The 16,233-nt window shown below is 60.8% G+C and carries 16 protein-coding genes and 1 pseudogene; 11 read left to right on the top strand and 6 right to left on the bottom strand.

Translation table 11 applies throughout. The features are described 5' to 3' along the window. Positions 1-13: 13 nt before the first annotated feature. The 3 genes from N2A98_RS19030 to N2A98_RS19020 all read right to left on the bottom strand — a co-directional run bounded on the left by N2A98_RS19030 (position 14) and on the right by N2A98_RS19020 (position 2,061). Positions 14-880 carry a DUF6279 family lipoprotein gene (locus N2A98_RS19030; protein ID WP_275622501.1) on the bottom strand — a complete coding sequence of 289 codons (867 nt, stop codon included), beginning with the start codon at positions 878-880 and terminating at the stop codon, positions 14-16. Positions 881-946: 66 nt separating this feature from the next. Next, the gene (locus tag N2A98_RS19025) at positions 947-1,669 is read right to left on the bottom strand and encodes a TorF family putative porin (protein WP_044275019.1); all 723 of its coding nucleotides are present in this window, start codon (positions 1,667-1,669) and stop codon (positions 947-949) included. Positions 1,670-1,881: 212 nt separating this feature from the next. Continuing rightward, the gene (locus tag N2A98_RS19020) at positions 1,882-2,061 is read right to left on the bottom strand and encodes a hypothetical protein (RefSeq protein ID WP_003193095.1); all 180 of its coding nucleotides are present in this window, start codon (positions 2,059-2,061) and stop codon (positions 1,882-1,884) included. 323 nt (positions 2,062-2,384) lie between these two features. Here N2A98_RS19020 and N2A98_RS19015 point away from each other — a divergent pair, with 323 nt between their 5' ends. Together N2A98_RS19015 and N2A98_RS19010 are read left to right on the top strand one after the other, a co-directional pair. After that, the gene (locus N2A98_RS19015) at positions 2,385-3,221 is read left to right on the top strand and encodes a S1-like domain-containing RNA-binding protein (RefSeq protein ID WP_044275017.1); all 837 of its coding nucleotides are present in this window, start codon (positions 2,385-2,387) and stop codon (positions 3,219-3,221) included. A 111-nt stretch (positions 3,222-3,332) separates the two neighbouring features. Beyond that, complete coding sequence (locus tag N2A98_RS19010) at positions 3,333-3,731, top strand: DUF2177 family protein (protein WP_044275016.1); 399 nt, start codon at positions 3,333-3,335, stop codon at positions 3,729-3,731. Here N2A98_RS19010 and N2A98_RS19005 read toward each other — a convergent pair. Next, positions 3,675-4,853, bottom strand: coding sequence for an MFS transporter (locus N2A98_RS19005; protein ID WP_275622500.1), 1,179 nt, complete (start codon positions 4,851-4,853; stop codon positions 3,675-3,677). The two genes, N2A98_RS19010 and N2A98_RS19005, sit on opposite strands and share 57 nt — an antisense overlap. A gap of 104 nt (positions 4,854-4,957) precedes the next feature. Here N2A98_RS19005 and N2A98_RS19000 point away from each other — a divergent pair, with 104 nt between their 5' ends. Both N2A98_RS19000 and N2A98_RS18995 read left to right on the top strand, forming a co-directional pair. Then, on the top strand, positions 4,958-5,851 hold the full coding sequence (locus tag N2A98_RS19000; protein ID WP_275622499.1) for a LysR family transcriptional regulator: 894 nt from the start codon (positions 4,958-4,960) through the stop codon (positions 5,849-5,851). 142 nt (positions 5,852-5,993) lie between these two features. Then, the gene (locus N2A98_RS18995) at positions 5,994-6,116 is read left to right on the top strand and encodes a PA1414 family protein (protein WP_003193089.1); all 123 of its coding nucleotides are present in this window, start codon (positions 5,994-5,996) and stop codon (positions 6,114-6,116) included. A gap of 177 nt (positions 6,117-6,293) precedes the next feature. Here N2A98_RS18995 and N2A98_RS18990 read toward each other — a convergent pair whose 3' ends face one another. After that, positions 6,294-7,676 (bottom strand): sodium:solute symporter, encoded by a 1,383-nt coding sequence (locus N2A98_RS18990; RefSeq protein WP_044275013.1) that lies wholly within the window; start codon positions 7,674-7,676, stop codon positions 6,294-6,296. Between the two features lie 134 nt (positions 7,677-7,810). Further along, positions 7,811-8,761 (bottom strand): agmatinase, encoded by a 951-nt coding sequence (speB, locus tag N2A98_RS18985; RefSeq protein WP_069557107.1) that lies wholly within the window; start codon positions 8,759-8,761, stop codon positions 7,811-7,813. Between the two features lie 124 nt (positions 8,762-8,885). Here speB and N2A98_RS18980 point away from each other — a divergent pair. From N2A98_RS18980 to mazG, 7 genes and pseudogenes are all read left to right on the top strand, one after another. Continuing rightward, positions 8,886-9,051, top strand: a pseudogene (locus tag N2A98_RS18980) (outer membrane lipoprotein carrier protein LolA); the annotation flags it as partial. Positions 9,052-9,069: 18 nt separating this feature from the next. Then, complete coding sequence (locus tag N2A98_RS18975; protein WP_275623624.1) at positions 9,070-9,912, top strand: LysR family transcriptional regulator; 843 nt, start codon at positions 9,070-9,072, stop codon at positions 9,910-9,912. A gap of 7 nt (positions 9,913-9,919) precedes the next feature. Continuing rightward, positions 9,920-10,519 carry a DTW domain-containing protein gene (locus N2A98_RS18970; protein ID WP_275622498.1) on the top strand — a complete coding sequence of 200 codons (600 nt, stop codon included), beginning with the start codon at positions 9,920-9,922 and terminating at the stop codon, positions 10,517-10,519. 105 nt (positions 10,520-10,624) lie between these two features. Further along, complete coding sequence (gene cysM / locus N2A98_RS18965; protein ID WP_003193080.1) at positions 10,625-11,527, top strand: cysteine synthase CysM; 903 nt, start codon at positions 10,625-10,627, stop codon at positions 11,525-11,527. Then, a complete protein-coding gene (gene rlmD, locus N2A98_RS18960) occupies positions 11,527-12,879 on the top strand; it encodes a 23S rRNA (uracil(1939)-C(5))-methyltransferase RlmD (protein WP_032895882.1) in 1,353 nt (450 codons plus the stop codon). The genes cysM and rlmD overlap by 1 nt, the downstream gene beginning before the upstream one ends. Positions 12,880-13,000: 121 nt before the next feature. Continuing rightward, a complete protein-coding gene (relA, locus tag N2A98_RS18955; protein ID WP_003193076.1) occupies positions 13,001-15,244 on the top strand; it encodes a GTP diphosphokinase in 2,244 nt (747 codons plus the stop codon). A gap of 153 nt (positions 15,245-15,397) precedes the next feature. Continuing rightward, positions 15,398-16,231, top strand: coding sequence for a nucleoside triphosphate pyrophosphohydrolase (gene mazG, locus N2A98_RS18950; RefSeq protein WP_044275008.1), 834 nt, complete (start codon positions 15,398-15,400; stop codon positions 16,229-16,231). Positions 16,232-16,233 lie beyond the last annotated feature (2 nt).

Here is a 16,233-nt window from a genome sequence, read left to right as displayed (position 1 = left end):
CGGGAGGCTCGCATCAAGACTGCGCGCTTTTCAGGCATTTGAGTGCCTGGAAGTCGCTGCGGACCTTGTCGATTTTCTGGGTGAGTTTCAGGCGCTGCGCTGCAGAGCTTTGGGCCATCACGTCGACGAGCAAGCTGCGCGCGGCGGCTTCGGTCTGGGCATAGGCGGCGCGGTATTGCGGGGTCCACAGGCTTTCACGATCCACCAGCAATTGCTGGATTTTCTGCGGGAAATCGGCACTGTGACGCTGTTGCAGCGCCTCGATAAATTGCGCCTGCCAATGGGCGCGGTTACCGACCCATGCCTGGTTTTGCGCGCCCAACTCGATGGACCAGGCCGTCACGCGGTTTTGCTGGCCGGTGCTCAACGGGCCAATCCAGGCGTCAAGGCGCTTGCTCATGCGTTCGGCGCGATCCTTGATTTGCTGGGCCAGCGGCGGCTTGAGGTATTCGTCCTGGCGTTTGCGCAGGTCCTTGGCCAGGGCATCGCTCATGTCCTTGACCTGCTGATCGTCCAGGCCTTGCAGCAATTGCACGGCTGATGGGGTGATTTCTCGCGCAATCTCGGCAATTGCCTGTTTGGCTTCGACAGTACGGGTTTGCAACGCGGCGTCGGTGACCTGGTTGCTGTCGACCATCTGCTGCAGGCGGTCGAGCCAGTCCAGGTAGCCAGGCAATTGCGTGGTGCAGTGCCAGGCCAGGTGTTCCTTGAGGGTGTCGTTGAACCAGCTCTTCTGCCCGGCATTCATGTCCAGGTAATCGTTGAGGGTCCAGGGAATGATCACGTCGAGGTTACGGTAGGCCAGGCCCACGCGATTACAACCGGCAAGCACCAGGCTCAGGGTCAGCAGTACCATCAGGAGTTTGAGCCGGCGCAACATGGGCAGGTCCTTGCATGGAGGGCGTTAATGCATGTGAACCTGCGCGGGGTGCGACAGTTCAGCCCATCAATAAAACGACCGTGCAGCCTTCAAGGTCAACAGCCCATCACATTGCGAATTGTGTCCAGAGTAGGCCGAGCAGTCACTCCCGCTGAGGCTGGAGCCGCTGTAGATCAGGTCCAGGTCAATGCCTTTCCAGGCCCGGGAAAACTGTACCGACCAATCGCTGAAACTGCTGATGGCGCCGTTCTCTACCGAGACCGGCGTGCCCAGTTGATGGGTGGTGTACTTCATGCTGACGCCGATGCCAAAAGGCTGGGTGCCGCCCAGATCGGCAAACAGGGTGCTGTCCTGGCGGTCGGGGTCGTTGCTGAAAGACACGCCAAAGCGGTTGCCCAGCAGGTTCAGCCCGCCGTAGAACTCCTGGCTGTCGAGGGGGCTGACCTTGGGGTAGCTGTAGTGGATCAAGCCGACTTCGTAGCCCAGGGTCTGGTCGAACGGACGCTTGAAGCCCATGTAGGAGTCGACTTCAAGGTTATTGGCCGACGACAGGCCCATGTTCGGGGAAAACTGGCCGAAATACAGGCCGCTGTCGTGGGTAAGGTCCAGGCCACCGTGGAACGAGTCGCTGCCGGGGGTGGTCGGCTTGACCAGGCCCTGGGCCATGGTACGGCTGGGGGTTGTACCTAACTTCAGGTCGAAGTCACCCAATTCGCGCTGGAAGATATGCGCTTGGGCCAAAGGACTGGCGACCAGAATGCTGACCACGAAAATACAGCGTTTAAGCATGCTTCACTCCATGAAAAGCGAGGAGCAGTAACGGAAAGGTTCAGGCGGATGCCCGTGCTAGACGTGTGCAAGGATACCGGCGAATGCCAGGCGTTGAGGCCCGTTCGTCGATTAGCTGCGTATTGAAGGTGTTAGGAGGGGGTTGCAACTCTAGTCCTAGCGCCTTGAAGGCAAGACGCTTAGGGACCAGATGCAGTGCGCGGGTAAGACTATTACTTCTTGCCCAGGCTGATCTGCTTGGACGGGCCGAAAGTCTGGCCGCTCACGCCCTTGGCAATTTGCTGGATTTCGCCGCCGGACTTGAGGAACGCAGCGATCTGGCTGTTGATCGATTCGCTGGTTTCAACGGCGGGAGCTGGCTTTGCTTTGCTGTTGGATGCTTTTACACGCATGGCGGCCACTAACCTGTAGAAAATTAACTTGGCCAGGCATCGTACAGGAAATACTTGACAATTGCTTGGCAAATATCCCTCAGAATTAATACGCAGCGTTGGAAATAGCCGAAGTTCAGCGCCGAAATAACGCGCTAACTTACTGTTTTAGCAAGAAACCACAGCCTGGGTGGCCCGCTGGTGGCCTGCTCAAAGTGAACCGAACGATCAGACGAGTGGGGCGTTGCCATTGGAACGCCATGCCAGCCCGCGATTTTTCAGGCGCGCGCGCGTGCAGGGCCCAACTCGGGTAGAATGCCGCCCACGCAATGAGGGTATTGGAAATGGCTTTAGTCGGGCGCTACAACAGCTTGCAAGTGGTCAAGCATACTAACTTTGGTTTGTACCTCGATGGTGCGCAAGATGGGGAAATCCTCTTGCCTAATCGGTATATCCCTAAAGATATTCCCAGTGAAGATGAAGACTGGCTCAACGTTTTCATTTATCTGGACAGCGATGACAAACTTATCGCTACCACCGAAAAACCCAAAGTTCAAGTCGGTGAATTCGCCAGTTTGAAAGTTGTGGAAGTCAACAGCATTGGCGTGTTCCTTGATTGGGGATTGCCCAAGGATCTGCTGCTGCCGTACTCGGAAGAAAAACGCCAGATGACCGCGGGCGAATATTGCGTGGTGCACGTCTACCTCGACAAGCACACCAAGCGCATCACCGCCACCGCTCGCCTTGACCGTTACCTGGACAAGACGCCGGCCAACTACCAGGTGGGCCAGGAAGTCGATCTGCTGGTGGCCGAAGCCACCGACATGGGCTTCAAGGCGATCATCAACAATAAGCACTGGGGCCTGATCCACAAGAACGAAGTGTTCAAGTTCCTGCGCCCGGGCAAGGAAGAGAAGGGGTTCATCAAAGAGATCCGCGCCGATGGCAACATCAGCCTGAGCCTGCAACCGGTGGGCCAGGAAGCGGCCTCCAGCCTGAACTCGAAGATCCTCGCCAAGTTGCGCGACAACAACGGCACCCTGCCGGTCAGCGACAAAAGCGACCCGGCGGTGATCAGCAACTTGTTCGGCGTGAGCAAGGGCAACTTCAAGAAGGCTATTGGCGCGCTCTACAAGCAAGGGCAGATCGTGATTCATGCGGACCGCATTGAACTAAGCTGAGTACAGGCTGCTCTCCTGTAGAAGCGAGCTTGCTCGCGAAAATATTCCAGGCGCAGTGTGGCGTCGGATGTACGTTTTTCGCGAGCAAGCTCGCTTCTACAGGGTTGTGTCATGTCGAAAAGAACGGTTTTTGCCTACCTTGGCACCTTGCTCGCCTTCCTGGTCCTCGACGGCCTCTGGCTCGGCGTGCTCATGGGCTCCACCTATAAATCCCTGCTCGGCGCGCTGATGCTTGATCAGCCACGCCTGTTGCCTGCGGTATTGTTCTATCTCCTGTATGTCCTCGGTTGCGTAGTATTGGTGGTCTTGCCCAGCGCCAGTTGGCAGCGCGCCGCGCGTTTGGGCGCCTTGCTTGGCCTGGTGGCCTACGGCACCTATGACCTGAGCAACTGGGCCACGCTTCAGGGTTGGTCTGCCGGGTTGGCGCTGATGGACATGGCGTGGGGCACCTGCCTAACCGCCATTTGCTGCACCGTTGGCCACTGGTGTGCAAATCGGCTGCGCCGGTAGCGGGCGGTTGATCAGTACTGAACCGGCTAATAACAACCCGGTACCGGCGACGACCAGCGCCGGTTGCAGGCCGCCACTGAGGTGGCTGCTGACCGACGCCAACAGGGGCCCGCTCAATTGGCCGACGGCGAAGCTGGCGGTCAGCAACCCCGTGCTGCGTTGGTAGCCATGGGGCGCGACTTCTCTGAGCCGTGCCATCACCAGTTGCATGCAAGCCAGAAATGGCGCACCGCACAGCAACACGCCCAGCGCCAAGCCCCAGCCATTGCCAAGCAGGCAGGCGAACACCCCGGCCGCTTGCAGCCATAAAGTCGCCATCAACCAGCGACGGGTGGTATTCGGGTGCTTGCGGCGCAGGATCGCCACCCCTACACCCAGCGCGGCCGCCAAGCCAAAGCAGGGCCAGAACAGATCGGCCTGCCAGGCGCCTTGGAGTTGTGCGCTGGCCATCTGCGAAAGAAAGGTCGCCGGGATGATGTAGCCCAGGCCGTACAGGAAATAAATCCAGCACAAGTGCGCGATGCTACCGTTGCTCCCCGCGCTGAAGACCTGGGTAACCGTGACGGCCGGCTTGGGTAAAAACGGCAGGATCGCCAGCAGCACCACCAGCGCTACCGTCCCGTAGAGCAACCACAGCGTGGCAGAGCTTTGCCCTAATAGGTTGGAAACCAACGCCAGCAGCCCCGTCAGCACAATCCCCAACCCCGGCCCTGCAAACACCAACGCACCCAGGCGCGGGCGGCCAGCGGCAATCGCCAGTGGCTGGCTCAGGCTGGTAATCATCACCAGGGCCCAGGCACTGGCGACCCCGGTGCCAAAGCGCAGCAACAAGTGCGGCCAGAACCCGTTAGCCCAGGAGGACGCCAGGGTCAGCAATACGCACAGCCACAACCCGCCGTAGAGGCGCCCGCGCACATGCTGATGGCTACGGGCAAAGATCGAGTCCACCGCGCCGACGAAATAACCCAGGTAGTTGGCGGCAGCGAGCAGGCCGGCGCCGGTCAGGTCGATCTGGCCTTCACTGAGCAAATGCGGCATTTGCGGAGTCAGGGCGAAGCGGCCAATGCCCATGGCCATCATCAGAGCGACGAAGCTGGCGAGTAAACGAATCAGCGGGGACATGTTCAGGTTTCCTGCAAAGAAGCGAATGCCTTGCAGGCTAAGACGGATTGACTTTCTGTAAAATTGAATAATAGTGAGTAACTTGTTCAGTTTTGGAGAAAGTAATGGAGTTCAGTCAATTGCGCATTTTCCAGGCCGTGGCGGAAGAGGGCTCCATCACCCGCGCCGCCGAGCGCCTGCATCGCGTGCCGTCCAACCTGTCGACCCGGCTTAAACAAATGGAAGAGCAATTGGGTGTCGACCTGTTCGTGCGCGAGCGCCAGCGTTTGCAGCTTTCTCCGGCGGGCAAGGTACTGCTGGACTACAGCACTCGCCTGCTGGCGCTGCATGATGAAGCCCACGGCGCTGTACAAGGGGGGCAGCCCGCCGGCGATTTCGTCCTGGGCAGCATGTACAGCACTGCCGCGGTTCATTTGCCCAAGCTGCTGGCGCGCTATCACAAGACCTACCCCATGGTGAACCTGCAGGTGCAGTCGGCGCCCAGTGGGGAGTTGCTGGAAGGGCTGATTACCGGGCGCCTGGACGCAGCCTTCGTCGACGGCCCGCTGACCATCGCCACCCTGGATGGCGTACCGCTGTGCGAAGAGCGCCTGGTGCTGATTTGTGAGGCTGATCACCCGCCAGTACGCGGCCCCCAGGATGTGGCGGGCCGTGCGGTGTTCACGTTCCGGCGCAGTTGCGCCTACCGCACGCGCCTGGAAACCTGGTTTTCCCACGAGCGTGTGGCGATGGGGCGAGCCATCGAGATCGAGTCTTACCAAGGCATGCTCGCCTGCGTGATCGCAGGTTCCGGCGTGGCGTTGATGTCTGAGTCCATGCTCGCAAGCCTTCCCGGCAGGGACAGCGTGTCCGTTCATCCGCTGACCGGGCCTTTTGCCACTGCGACCACCTGGCTGATGTGGCGAAAGGGTATGCTCGGCGCTAACCTCAATGCATGGATCGACCTGCAGCAAGACGGCAACCCGCGATGCGTGCAAGACACACGTGCCATTGCTTGAACGATCCGTCAGGATTCGGATCAATTCAGTAATAGTTCGTTGTGGTTTCCTTCAAGCATTACCTAGGACTTAGGGCTACTATCACTGTAGGAAACGGCGACAGAACTCACGCCGGCCAGCACTACCCTCAAAGGGGGCAATCATGAAAGAGAAAATCCAAAACTGGCTCCACGACCTTGGTGTTGCATTGGGCTTGATCGAGCCTCCACTGCAACCGGTGCCGATCCGCACGGATGACGAGCAGCGTCGGCCACGTCGCCGCTAAAAAATGTGGGAGCGGGCTTGCTCGCGAAAGCCGTGTATCAGTCAACGAAAAGGTTGAATGACACACCGCTTTCGCGAGCAAGCCCGCTCCCACAATTATTTTGTACCCGGCGAAAAAAACGGGCGCGACCTCCGACGTCGTGCCCGCTGAAGAAAATATTCCCGTCCTTGTTATAGCTCAAACCACCGCAGCCGCCACTTTCTCGGGTCGACGCGACAGCAAGCTCACCAGTACAAAGCTCACCAGCGCCACCGCCAGGCTGTAGTAGATCGGCGTGTTTGCATCCAACCCATCCTTGAACATGAATACCAGCGCGGTCACAAAGCCCAGGCTCATGGACGTGATTGCGCCCGAGGTTGTCGCGCGCTTCCAGAAGATCGCGCCGATCAAGGGCACCAACATACCGCCCACCAACAGGTTATAGGCCAGTGTCAGGGCGCTGATCACATCGTTCACCACCAAGGCGATACCCAGCACGGCAATGCCAGTCAACAGGGTGAACAGGCGGTTGATACGCAGGCTCGACGACTTGCCGCCGCGCAGGCGGGGCAGCAGGTCTTCGGTCAACACGGTGGAGGCGGCGAGCAGGCCGGCGCTGGCGGTGGACATCATGGCGGCCAGCGCAGCGGCGATGACCAGGCCGCGAATACCGTCCGGCAGCGAAGCTTTGACGATCGCGGCGAAGGCATTGTTGACGTTGTCCAGGTCCGGGATCAGCACATGGGCAGCCATGCCGATCAGCGCACAGGCCAGGCCGTACAGGATGCAATAAAAGCCGGCGAAAGTGCCTGCGTACTGGGCGACCTTTTCGTCACGGGCGGTGAACACCCGTTGCCAGATATCCTGGCCGATCAGGATGCCGAAGAAGTAGATCATGAAGTAGGTGATGATCGTGTCCCAGCCGATCGCGGTGAAGCTGAAGTTCGACGCGGGCAGCTTGGCCACCAGTTCGTCCCAGCCGCCGACGCGGTACAGGCAGATCGGCAGCAGGATGAACATCAAGCCGACGGTCTTGATCACGAATTGCACAATATCGGTGAGGGTCAGCGACCACATGCCACCGATGGTCGAATACACCACCACCACGCCGCCGCCCACCAGTACTGACATCCAGAACGGCAGGTCGAACAGCACTTGCAGCACCGTGCCGATGGCCAGGATCGAGGTCACGCCGATCATCAGCGCGTAGGCCAGCATGATCACCGCGCTGGCCTGGCGGGCCATGGGGTTGTAGCGTTTTTCCAGGACCTGGGTGACGGTGAAGATTTTCAGCTTCAACAGGGGCTTGGCCAGGAACAGGTTCAGGGCAATGATGCCCGCGCCCAGCGCGGCGCACAGCCAGAAACCCGAAATACCATGCACATACCCCAGGCGCACGGTGCCGACGGTGGAGGCACCGCCCAGCACCGTGGCGGCCATGGTGCCCATGTACAGCGATGGGCCGAGGTTGCGGCCGGCGACCAGGTAGTCTTCGTGGGTTTTGGCGCGACGCATGCCGTAGTAGCCGAGCACCAGCATGCCGGCGGCGTAGATGAGTACGACGAATAAATCCAAAGCCATGACGGCGGTTCTCCGATTATATTTTTTATGGGCGATCAGGCGGCAGCTGGCTCGGTAAACACGCGAGCGAAAGTCAGGTACATCGTTGTGGGGACCTGTTAGATCCCCTGGGTTGTTAATGTGAAGACGCTGTATCAGCGATGCGCGACGCCAGGCAGTACGCAGAGCATTTCGTACAGCAAGTTGGCGCCCAGCAGCGAGGTATTGCCGGTGGTGTCATAGGGCGGCGACACTTCTACCAAGTCGCAACCAATCAGATCCAGGCCCTGGCAGCCACGGATGATTTCGATGGCCTGGATGGTGGTCAGCCCGCCGATTTCCGGGGTGCCGGTGCCGGGCGCCCAGGCGGGGTCGATGCCATCGATATCGAAGCTCAGGTACACCGGGCCGCCGCCGACTTTTTCCCGCACTTCGGCCATCAGCGGCGCGAGGGAGTGGTGCCAGCATTCTTCGGCCTGGACCACGCGAAAGCCTTGCTTGCGGCTCCAGTTGAAGTCTTCGGCGGTATACCCCTGGGCACGCAGGCCGATCTGCACCACGCGGTCGCAATCGAGCAAGCCTTCTTCCACGGCGCGGCGGAAGGTGGTGCCGTGGGCAATTTTCTCGCCGAACATATGGTCGTTGACGTCGGCGTGGGCATCGATGTGCACCAGCCCGACCTTGCCATGTTTCTTGTGGATCGCCCGCAGGATCGGCAGGGTGATGGTGTGGTCGCCGCCCAGGGTCAGGGGGATGACGTCGTGCTCGAGGATCTCATCGTAGGCCTCTTCGATGATGCGCACCGCGTCGAGCAGGTTGAAGGTGTTGATCGCCACATCGCCGATATCGGCTACCGACAGTGAGTCGAACGGGGCGGCGCCAGTGGCCATGTTATAGGGCCGGATCATCACCGACTCGGCGCGGATTTCCCGGGGGCCGAAGCGCGTACCGGCGCGCAGCGAGGTGCCGATATCCAGGGGTACGCCGATAAATGCAGCATCCAGGCCCTGGGCCGTTTGCAGGTGGGGAAGACGCATCATGGTGGCGATGCCGGCGAAGCGCGGCATTTCGTTGCCGCCCAGTGGTTGGTGGAGAATCTTGTCCACGGGATTGCCTCATCGTTGTTTTGTTTATTGATGGCCGATTCTGCGAAAAGCCTGGCGTGGGAAGAATCGGCAGAGGCAAATACTTAGTTCAGATTTTTCTAAACTAAAGCCTGAGTTAAACTCCCTGATCCCTGTAGGAGCGAGCTTACTCGCGAAAAACGTCAACGATGATGCGCAGCCCCAGAATGTGCGCGGCGTCCTCAGGTTTTTCGCGAGCAAGCTCGCTCCTACAGTTAGTTGCAGTTTATGGAGCCCCCATGGCCAACGCCTTGCCCGATTTGAAACTGCTGCGCATCTTCGTCAGCGTCGTGCGCCATCAAGGGTTCGCCAATGCCCAGCACGAACTCAACCTGTCGACGTCGGCCATCAGCACCTACATGAGCCAACTCGAATCTGCCTTGGGCCTGGTGCTGTGCCATCGTGGCCGTGGCGGCTTCAGCCTGACCAGCAAGGGCGAACTGTTTCATCAGGAAACCCTGCGCCTGTTGGGCGAACTCGAAGGTTTCGAGCAATACGCCGCTGCGTTGAAAGGCGAATTGCGCGGCACCCTCAAACTCGGGGTGCTCGACTCCACCGTCAGCGACAAGGCCTTGCCGTTCGCTGAAGTGATTGGCGCCTACAGCCAGGAGCACCCGGCAGTGCATTTGCACCTGTCGGTGATGAGCCCCTACGAATTGCAACTGGGGGTTCAGGACAACCGTCTGGACCTGGCCATCGGCGCGTTTTCCAACCGCATGAGCGGGCTGGTCTACATGCCGCTGTACCGCGAACAGCACTGGTTGTATTGCAGCACCCGGCACCCATTGTTCAACGAGCGGCGCATCCCGGAACAAGTGATCACCCAGCAACGCATGGTCGGGCGAGGTTACTGGAGCCAGGCCGAACTGGCGCGCCACGGCTTCAAGCACAGCGCTGCGACGGTGGAAAGTATGGAAGCGCAACTGATTCTGGTGCTGTCGGGCGCTTACATTGGCTACCTGCCGGAGCACTACGCCCAGGCCTGGGCAGACAAGGGCGACCTGCGTGTACTGCTGCCAGCCACCTTCGGCTACCAGGCGCCATTTTCGATGATCATGCGCCGTGGCCGCAGCCGCGAGCCACTGATCCAGACCTTCCGCGATTTGCTCAAGACCCAGCTCAACCAGGCCTGAACACACCATGTCCCGACCCCACTGCCCGCGCTGCCTGCGCCCGACCACGCACTGCCTCTGTGCGCTGATCCCCCACCTCGACAGCCGCACCCGCGTGTTGCTGTTGCAGCACCCGAGCGAGGTCGGCCATGCGCTCAATACGGCGCGGTTGGCGGCGTTGGGCCTGAACAATGCGCAGTTGGTGGTGGGGGAGGTGTTTGATGACTTGGCGACGCTATTGAACCCGCCTGGCTATCGGGCACGGCTGTTGTTCCCGGCGGATGACGCCGAGCCGCTGCACGCCTATGCACCTGACGATCAGCCACTGCTGTTGGTGGTTCCCGATGGCACTTGGCGCAAGGCACGCAAGCTGTTGCACCTCAACCCGTTGCTGGCGGCATTGCCCCGGGTGACATTGGCCGAAGGCGGCGTTTCCCGCTATCGCTTGCGCAAAGCGCCGGGGCCTGGCGCCTTGTCGACGGTCGAAGCGATCACGCAAGCCTTGCAGGTATTGGAAGCGCCGACGTCGTTCGAGCCGCTGCTCAAACCCTTTGAAGCGCTGATCGAAAGGCAGATTGCCGCAATGGGCGATGAAGTTTTCCAGCGTAACCATGGCGACCCGACATAAACGCTGCTTATGCCTTTAAGCCATAAGCACCGCACTTTGCGTGATATGGCCCGCCGGCCTTTCCCGGTATGATGTGCGCCCCGCAGTCTGGATTGCGAATACGCCATGACCTTGCAGTACCCAACAATCGCCGATTGCGTCGGCAACACGCCCCTGGTCCGCTTGCAACGCATGGCGGGTGAAACCAGCAATACCCTGTTGCTCAAACTCGAGGGCAACAACCCGGCCGGCTCGGTCAAAGACCGCCCGGCGCTGTCGATGATCGCCCGCGCCGAGTTGCGTGGGCAGATCAAGCCCGGCGACACGCTGATCGAAGCCACCTCCGGTAACACCGGGATCGCCCTGGCCATGGCCGCAGCGATCAAAGGCTACAAGATGGTGCTGATCATGCCCGACAACGGCAGCGCCGAGCGCAAGGCGGCGATGACCGCCTATGGCGCCCAGCTGATCCTGGTGACCCAGGAAGAAGGCATGGAAGGCGCCCGTGATCTTGCCGAGCGCATGGCCGCCGAAGGCCGTGGCGTGGTGCTCGATCAGTTCGCCAACGGCGACAACCCCGAGGCGCACTACACCAGCACCGGCCCGGAGATCTGGCGCCAGACCCAGGGCACCATCACCCACTTCGTCAGCTCCATGGGCACCACCGGTACCATCATGGGCAACTCGCGCTACCTCAAGGAGCAGAACCCGGCGATCCAGATCGTCGGCCTGCAACCGATGGAAGGCGCGGCCATCCCGGGTATTCGTCGTTGGCCCGAAGAGTATTTGCCGAAGATCTACAACGCCACGCGGGTAGACCGCATCATCGACATGGCCCAGCGCGAAGCCGAAGACACCACCCGGCGACTAGCCCGTGAAGAAGGCATCTTCTGCGGCGTGTCCTCCGGTGGCGCCGTGGCCGGTATGTTGCGCTTGTCCAAAGAAGTGGAAAACGCGGTGATCGTCGCGATCATCTGTGACCGAGGCGACCGTTACCTGTCGACCGGCATTTTCGACGAACCCAACTGATGGCCAAGCACGAGAGAGGCCTGCGCTTCCAACCGACGGGCGGCAGCCGGGCCCCACAGATACCCGTGGGCAAGAAACAGCGCCTGACCATCGAGCGCCTGGCCAATGACGGCCGGGGCATCGTGTTCTTTGAAGGCCGCACCTGGTTTGTGAATGGCGCGTTGGCCGGTGAAGAGGTGGAAGCAAGGGTGTTGGGCGCCCATGGCAAAGTGGTCGAGGCGCGTACCGAACGGGTGTTCCAGGCCAGTGAGTTGCGTCGCCCGGCACCCTGCGCCCATGTTGGCCGCTGCGGCGGTTGCAGCGTGCAGCACCTGCCCCATGAAGAACAACTTGCCCTGAAACAGCGCATGCTCGCCGAGCAATTGTCCCGAGTAGCCGGCGTCGAGCCGCAAGAGTGGGCAGCACCGTTGAGCGGGCCGGAGTTCGGTTATCGGCGCCGCGCCCGCGTGGCCGTACGTTGGGACGCCAAGGCGAAGAAACTCGAAGTGGGTTTTCGCGCCGTGGCCAGCCAGGACATCGTCGCTATCGATGATTGCCCGGTGCTGGTACAGGCCTTGCAACCGATCATGCAGCGTTTGCCAACGATGCTGCGTCGCTTGAGCAAACCGCAGGCGTTGGGGCATGTCGAGTTGTTCAGCGGTTCGTCCATCGCCGTGTTGCTGCGGCATATGGCACCGTTGTCCGAGGCTGACCTGCAGATCCTCAAGGAATTCTGCGCCTTCCATGACGCCCAACTGTGGCTGCACGGGGAAGGGCAGCCGGAGCCCGTCGAACCGGGCCAGGCCCTGGGCTTTCGCCTGGATGCCTGGGATCTGGAGCTGGCATACCGCCCGGGTGACTTTGTGCAGGTCAACGCCGGGGTCAACCAGGCGATGGTCGCCCAGGCCCTGCAATGGCTGGCGCCACAAGCCGACGAACGGGTACTGGACCTGTTTTGCGGCCTGGGCAACTTTGCCCTGCCACTGGCTCGCAATGTGCGCGAAGTGGTGGCGGTGGAGGGCGTACAAGCCATGGTGGAGCGTGCGGCGCTCAATGCCGTCAGCAACCATTTGCATAACGCGCAGTTTTTTCAGGCCGATTTGTCCCAGCCTTTGACCGACGCAGAATGGGCCAAACAGGGCTTTTCTGCGGTACTCTTGGACCCACCCCGCGATGGTGCCCTGGAGGTTGTGCGCAAACTTGCAGCCTTGGGGGCCAAGCGCCTGGTGTATGTGTCCTGCAACCCAGCCACGCTGGCGCGGGACACGGTTGAGTTGGTCAAGCAAGGCTACCGGCTAAAGCGTGCCGGGATCCTCGATATGTTTCCGCAGACCGCGCATGTCGAGGCCATGGCGTTATTTGAAGCGGGCTAGGATGCCCGTTTAATCCGACTGGCCTGCGTTCTCCAGGGCCTGAACACTGCCACGGAGCTCGCAGTAAAAGTCGGCGATGATTTTGGCGCATCCAAGGTGCGTCGTAGGGAAGGTAAGCAAGATGGTACAGGTGAGAGCACACCAGCCGATCAACACCGACGGCAGTATCAATCTCGAGGCATGGCTGGATCATGCCGTCAGTGTCGACCCGGCACTGGACCGTGAAGCCTTGAAAGCAGCCTGCGAGTTCGCTCGTGAGTCTGAACAGCAAGACAATGCGGCCAAGAACCTGTGGGCCGAAGGCACTTCAAGTTTTCGCACCGGCCTGGAAATCGCCGAGATCCTCGCCGATCTCAAGCTGGACCAGGATTCGCTGATCGCCGCCGTACTCTATCGCGGCGTGCGCGAAGGGCACATTGCGTTGCCGCTGGTCAGCCAGCGTTTCGGCGCGGTGGTGGCCAAGCTGATCGACGGCGTGCTGCGCATGGCGGCCATCAGCGCCAGCCTCAGCCCGCGCCAGTCGATGGTGCTGGGCACCCAGGGCCAGGTAGAGAACCTGCGCAAAATGCTGGTGGCGATGGTCGACGACGTGCGCGTCGCCCTGATCAAACTGGCCGAACGCACCTGCGCGATCCGGGCGGTAAAGACCGCTGATGACGAAAAGCGCAACCGCGTGGCCCGCGAAGTCTTCGACATCTACGCGCCGCTGGCCCATCGCCTGGGCATCGGCCATATCAAGTGGGAGCTGGAGGATTTGTCCTTCCGCTACCTGGAACCCGACCAATACAAACAGATCGCCACCCTGCTGCATGAGCGGCGACTGGACCGCGAGCGCTTTATCAGCGACGTAATGGGCCAGTTGCGTTCGGAGTTGCAGGCCACCGGCGTGGACGCCGATATCAGCGGCCGCGCCAAGCACATCTATTCCATCTGGCGCAAAATGCAGCGCAAGGGCCTGGCCTTCAGCCAGATCTACGATGTGCGTGCGGTGCGCGTGCTGGTGCCGGAAATGCGCGACTGCTACACCGCGCTGGGTATCGTCCACACGCTGTGGCGGCACATTCCCAAGGAATTCGACGACTACATCGCCAACCCCAAGGAAAACGGCTATCGCTCGCTGCACACGGCGGTAATCGGCCCTGAAGGCAAGGTGCTGGAAGTGCAGATCCGCACCCACGCCATGCACGAAGAGGCCGAGCTGGGGGTGTGCGCGCACTGGCGCTACAAGGGCACCGACGTCAAGGCCGGGTCCAACCAGTACGAAGAGAAAATTTCCTGGCTGCGCCAAGTGCTGGAATGGCACGAAGAACTCGGCGACATCGGCGGCCTGGCCGAACAGCTGCGGGTGGACATCGAGCCGGACCGGGTCTATATCTTCACCCCTGACGGCCACGCCATCGACTTGCCCAAGGGCGCCACGCCGCTGGACTTTGCCTACCGCGTGCACACCGAAATCGGGCATAACTGCCGCGGCGCCAAGATCAACGGGCGCATCGTGCCGCTCAACTACAGCCTGCAAACCGGTGAACAGGTCGAGATCATCACCAGCAAGCACGGCACGCCGAGCCGCGACTGGCTGAACCCGAACCTGGGCTACATCACCACCTCGCGGGCGCGGGCGAAGATCGTCCACTGGTTCAAACTGCAGGCGCGTGACCAGAACGTCGCCGCCGGCAAGACCTTGCTTGAACGCGAACTGGCGCGCCTGGGCCTGCCTCAGGTGGACTTCGACAAGCTGGCCGAAAAGGCCAACATGAAGATCGCCGAAGACATGTTCGCCGCCCTCGGCGCGGGCGACCTGCGCCTGGCGCAACTGGTCAACCTGGCCCAGCAACTGGTCGAGCCGGAGCGCGGCAACGAACAGCTGGAGCTGATCCCGCGCAAAGCCACGGGCTACAAGCCGGGCAAGCGTGGCGATATCCAGATCCAGGGCGTGGGCAACCTGATGACGCAAATGGCCGGCTGCTGCCAGCCGTTGCCGGGCGACGCGATTGTCGGCTACATCACCCAGGGCCGTGGCGTGAGCATTCACCGCCAGGATTGCGCCTCCGTGCTGCAGTTGGGCGGGCGCGAACCGGAGCGGATCATCCAGGTCAGCTGGGGCCCGGTGCCGGTGCTCACGTACCCGGTGGACATCATCATCCGTGCCTACGACCGTTCCGGCCTGCTGCGTGACGTCTCGCAAGTGCTGCTCAACGAGCGGATCAACGTGCTGGCGGTCAACACCCGCTCGAACAAGGAAGACAACACTGCGTTGATGTCGCTGACCATCGAGATTCCGGGTTTGGACGCACTCGGGCGGTTGCTGGGGCGGATTTCCCAGTTGCCGAACATCATCGAAACCCGGCGCAACCGCACACCATGAATAGCAGAATGATTGCTGACTGACATGTGGAGCTGTGTTCTGTGGGAGCTGGCTTGCCTGCGATAGCATCACCTCGGTTTAACTCAAGCACCGAGTCGCCGGCATCGCAGGCAAGCCAGCTCCCACATAAGATATTCAGCGGAAAGAGATACGATGTATTCACTCGAAGACCTGCTGCACCTGATGAACCGCCTGCGCGACCCGCAGTACGGCTGCCCGTGGGACATCAAGCAAACCTACGCCACCATCGTCCCGCACACGCTGGAAGAAGCCTATGAAGTGGCCGACGCCATCGAGCGCGGCGATTTCGATCACCTGCAAGGCGAGTTGGGCGACCTGCTGTTCCAAGTGGTGTATTACAGCCAACTGGCCCGCGAAGAAGGGCGCTTCGAATTTGCCGGCGTGATCGACAGCATTACCCGTAAGTTGATTCGCCGGCATCCTCACGTGTTCCCAACCGGCGACCTGTACGCGCCGCTGGATATCCCGCAGTTGAGCGAAGAACAGGTCAAGCAGCGCTGGGAGCAGATCAAGGCTGAGGAACGCGCAGAAAAGTCCGACGCCCCCGAGCAACTCTCCCTGCTCGATGATGTGCCCACCGCCTTACCGTCGCTGTCCCGCGCGGCCAAATTGCAAAAGCGCGCCAGCCAGGTCGGCTTCGACTGGCCGTCCGCATTGCCGGTGGTGGATAACGTGCGCGAAGAGTTGGATGAAGTGCTCGAAGCCATGGCCGATAACGACTCGGCAGCCATTGCCGATGAAGTCGGCGACCTGCTGTTTGCCGCGGTCAACCTGGCGCGTCACCTCAAGGTCGACCCGGAAACCGCCTTGCGCGGCGCCAATGCCAAGTTCGAACGACGTTTCCGATTTATCGAACAGGCATTGCGCGATACACACCAACCCATAGAAGATTGCACCCTCGAAGTGTTGGACGCCCTCTGGGGTGAAGCCAAACGTCAGGAAAAGAATGTGTCCAACTGCGGTTGAGC

Source organism: Pseudomonas sp. FJ2-5-13 (genome assembly GCF_029201605.1).
Taxonomy (GTDB): Bacteria; Pseudomonadota; Gammaproteobacteria; order Pseudomonadales; family Pseudomonadaceae; genus Aquipseudomonas; species Aquipseudomonas lactis.
This window is presented reverse-complemented; position numbering and strand designations above follow the sequence as displayed.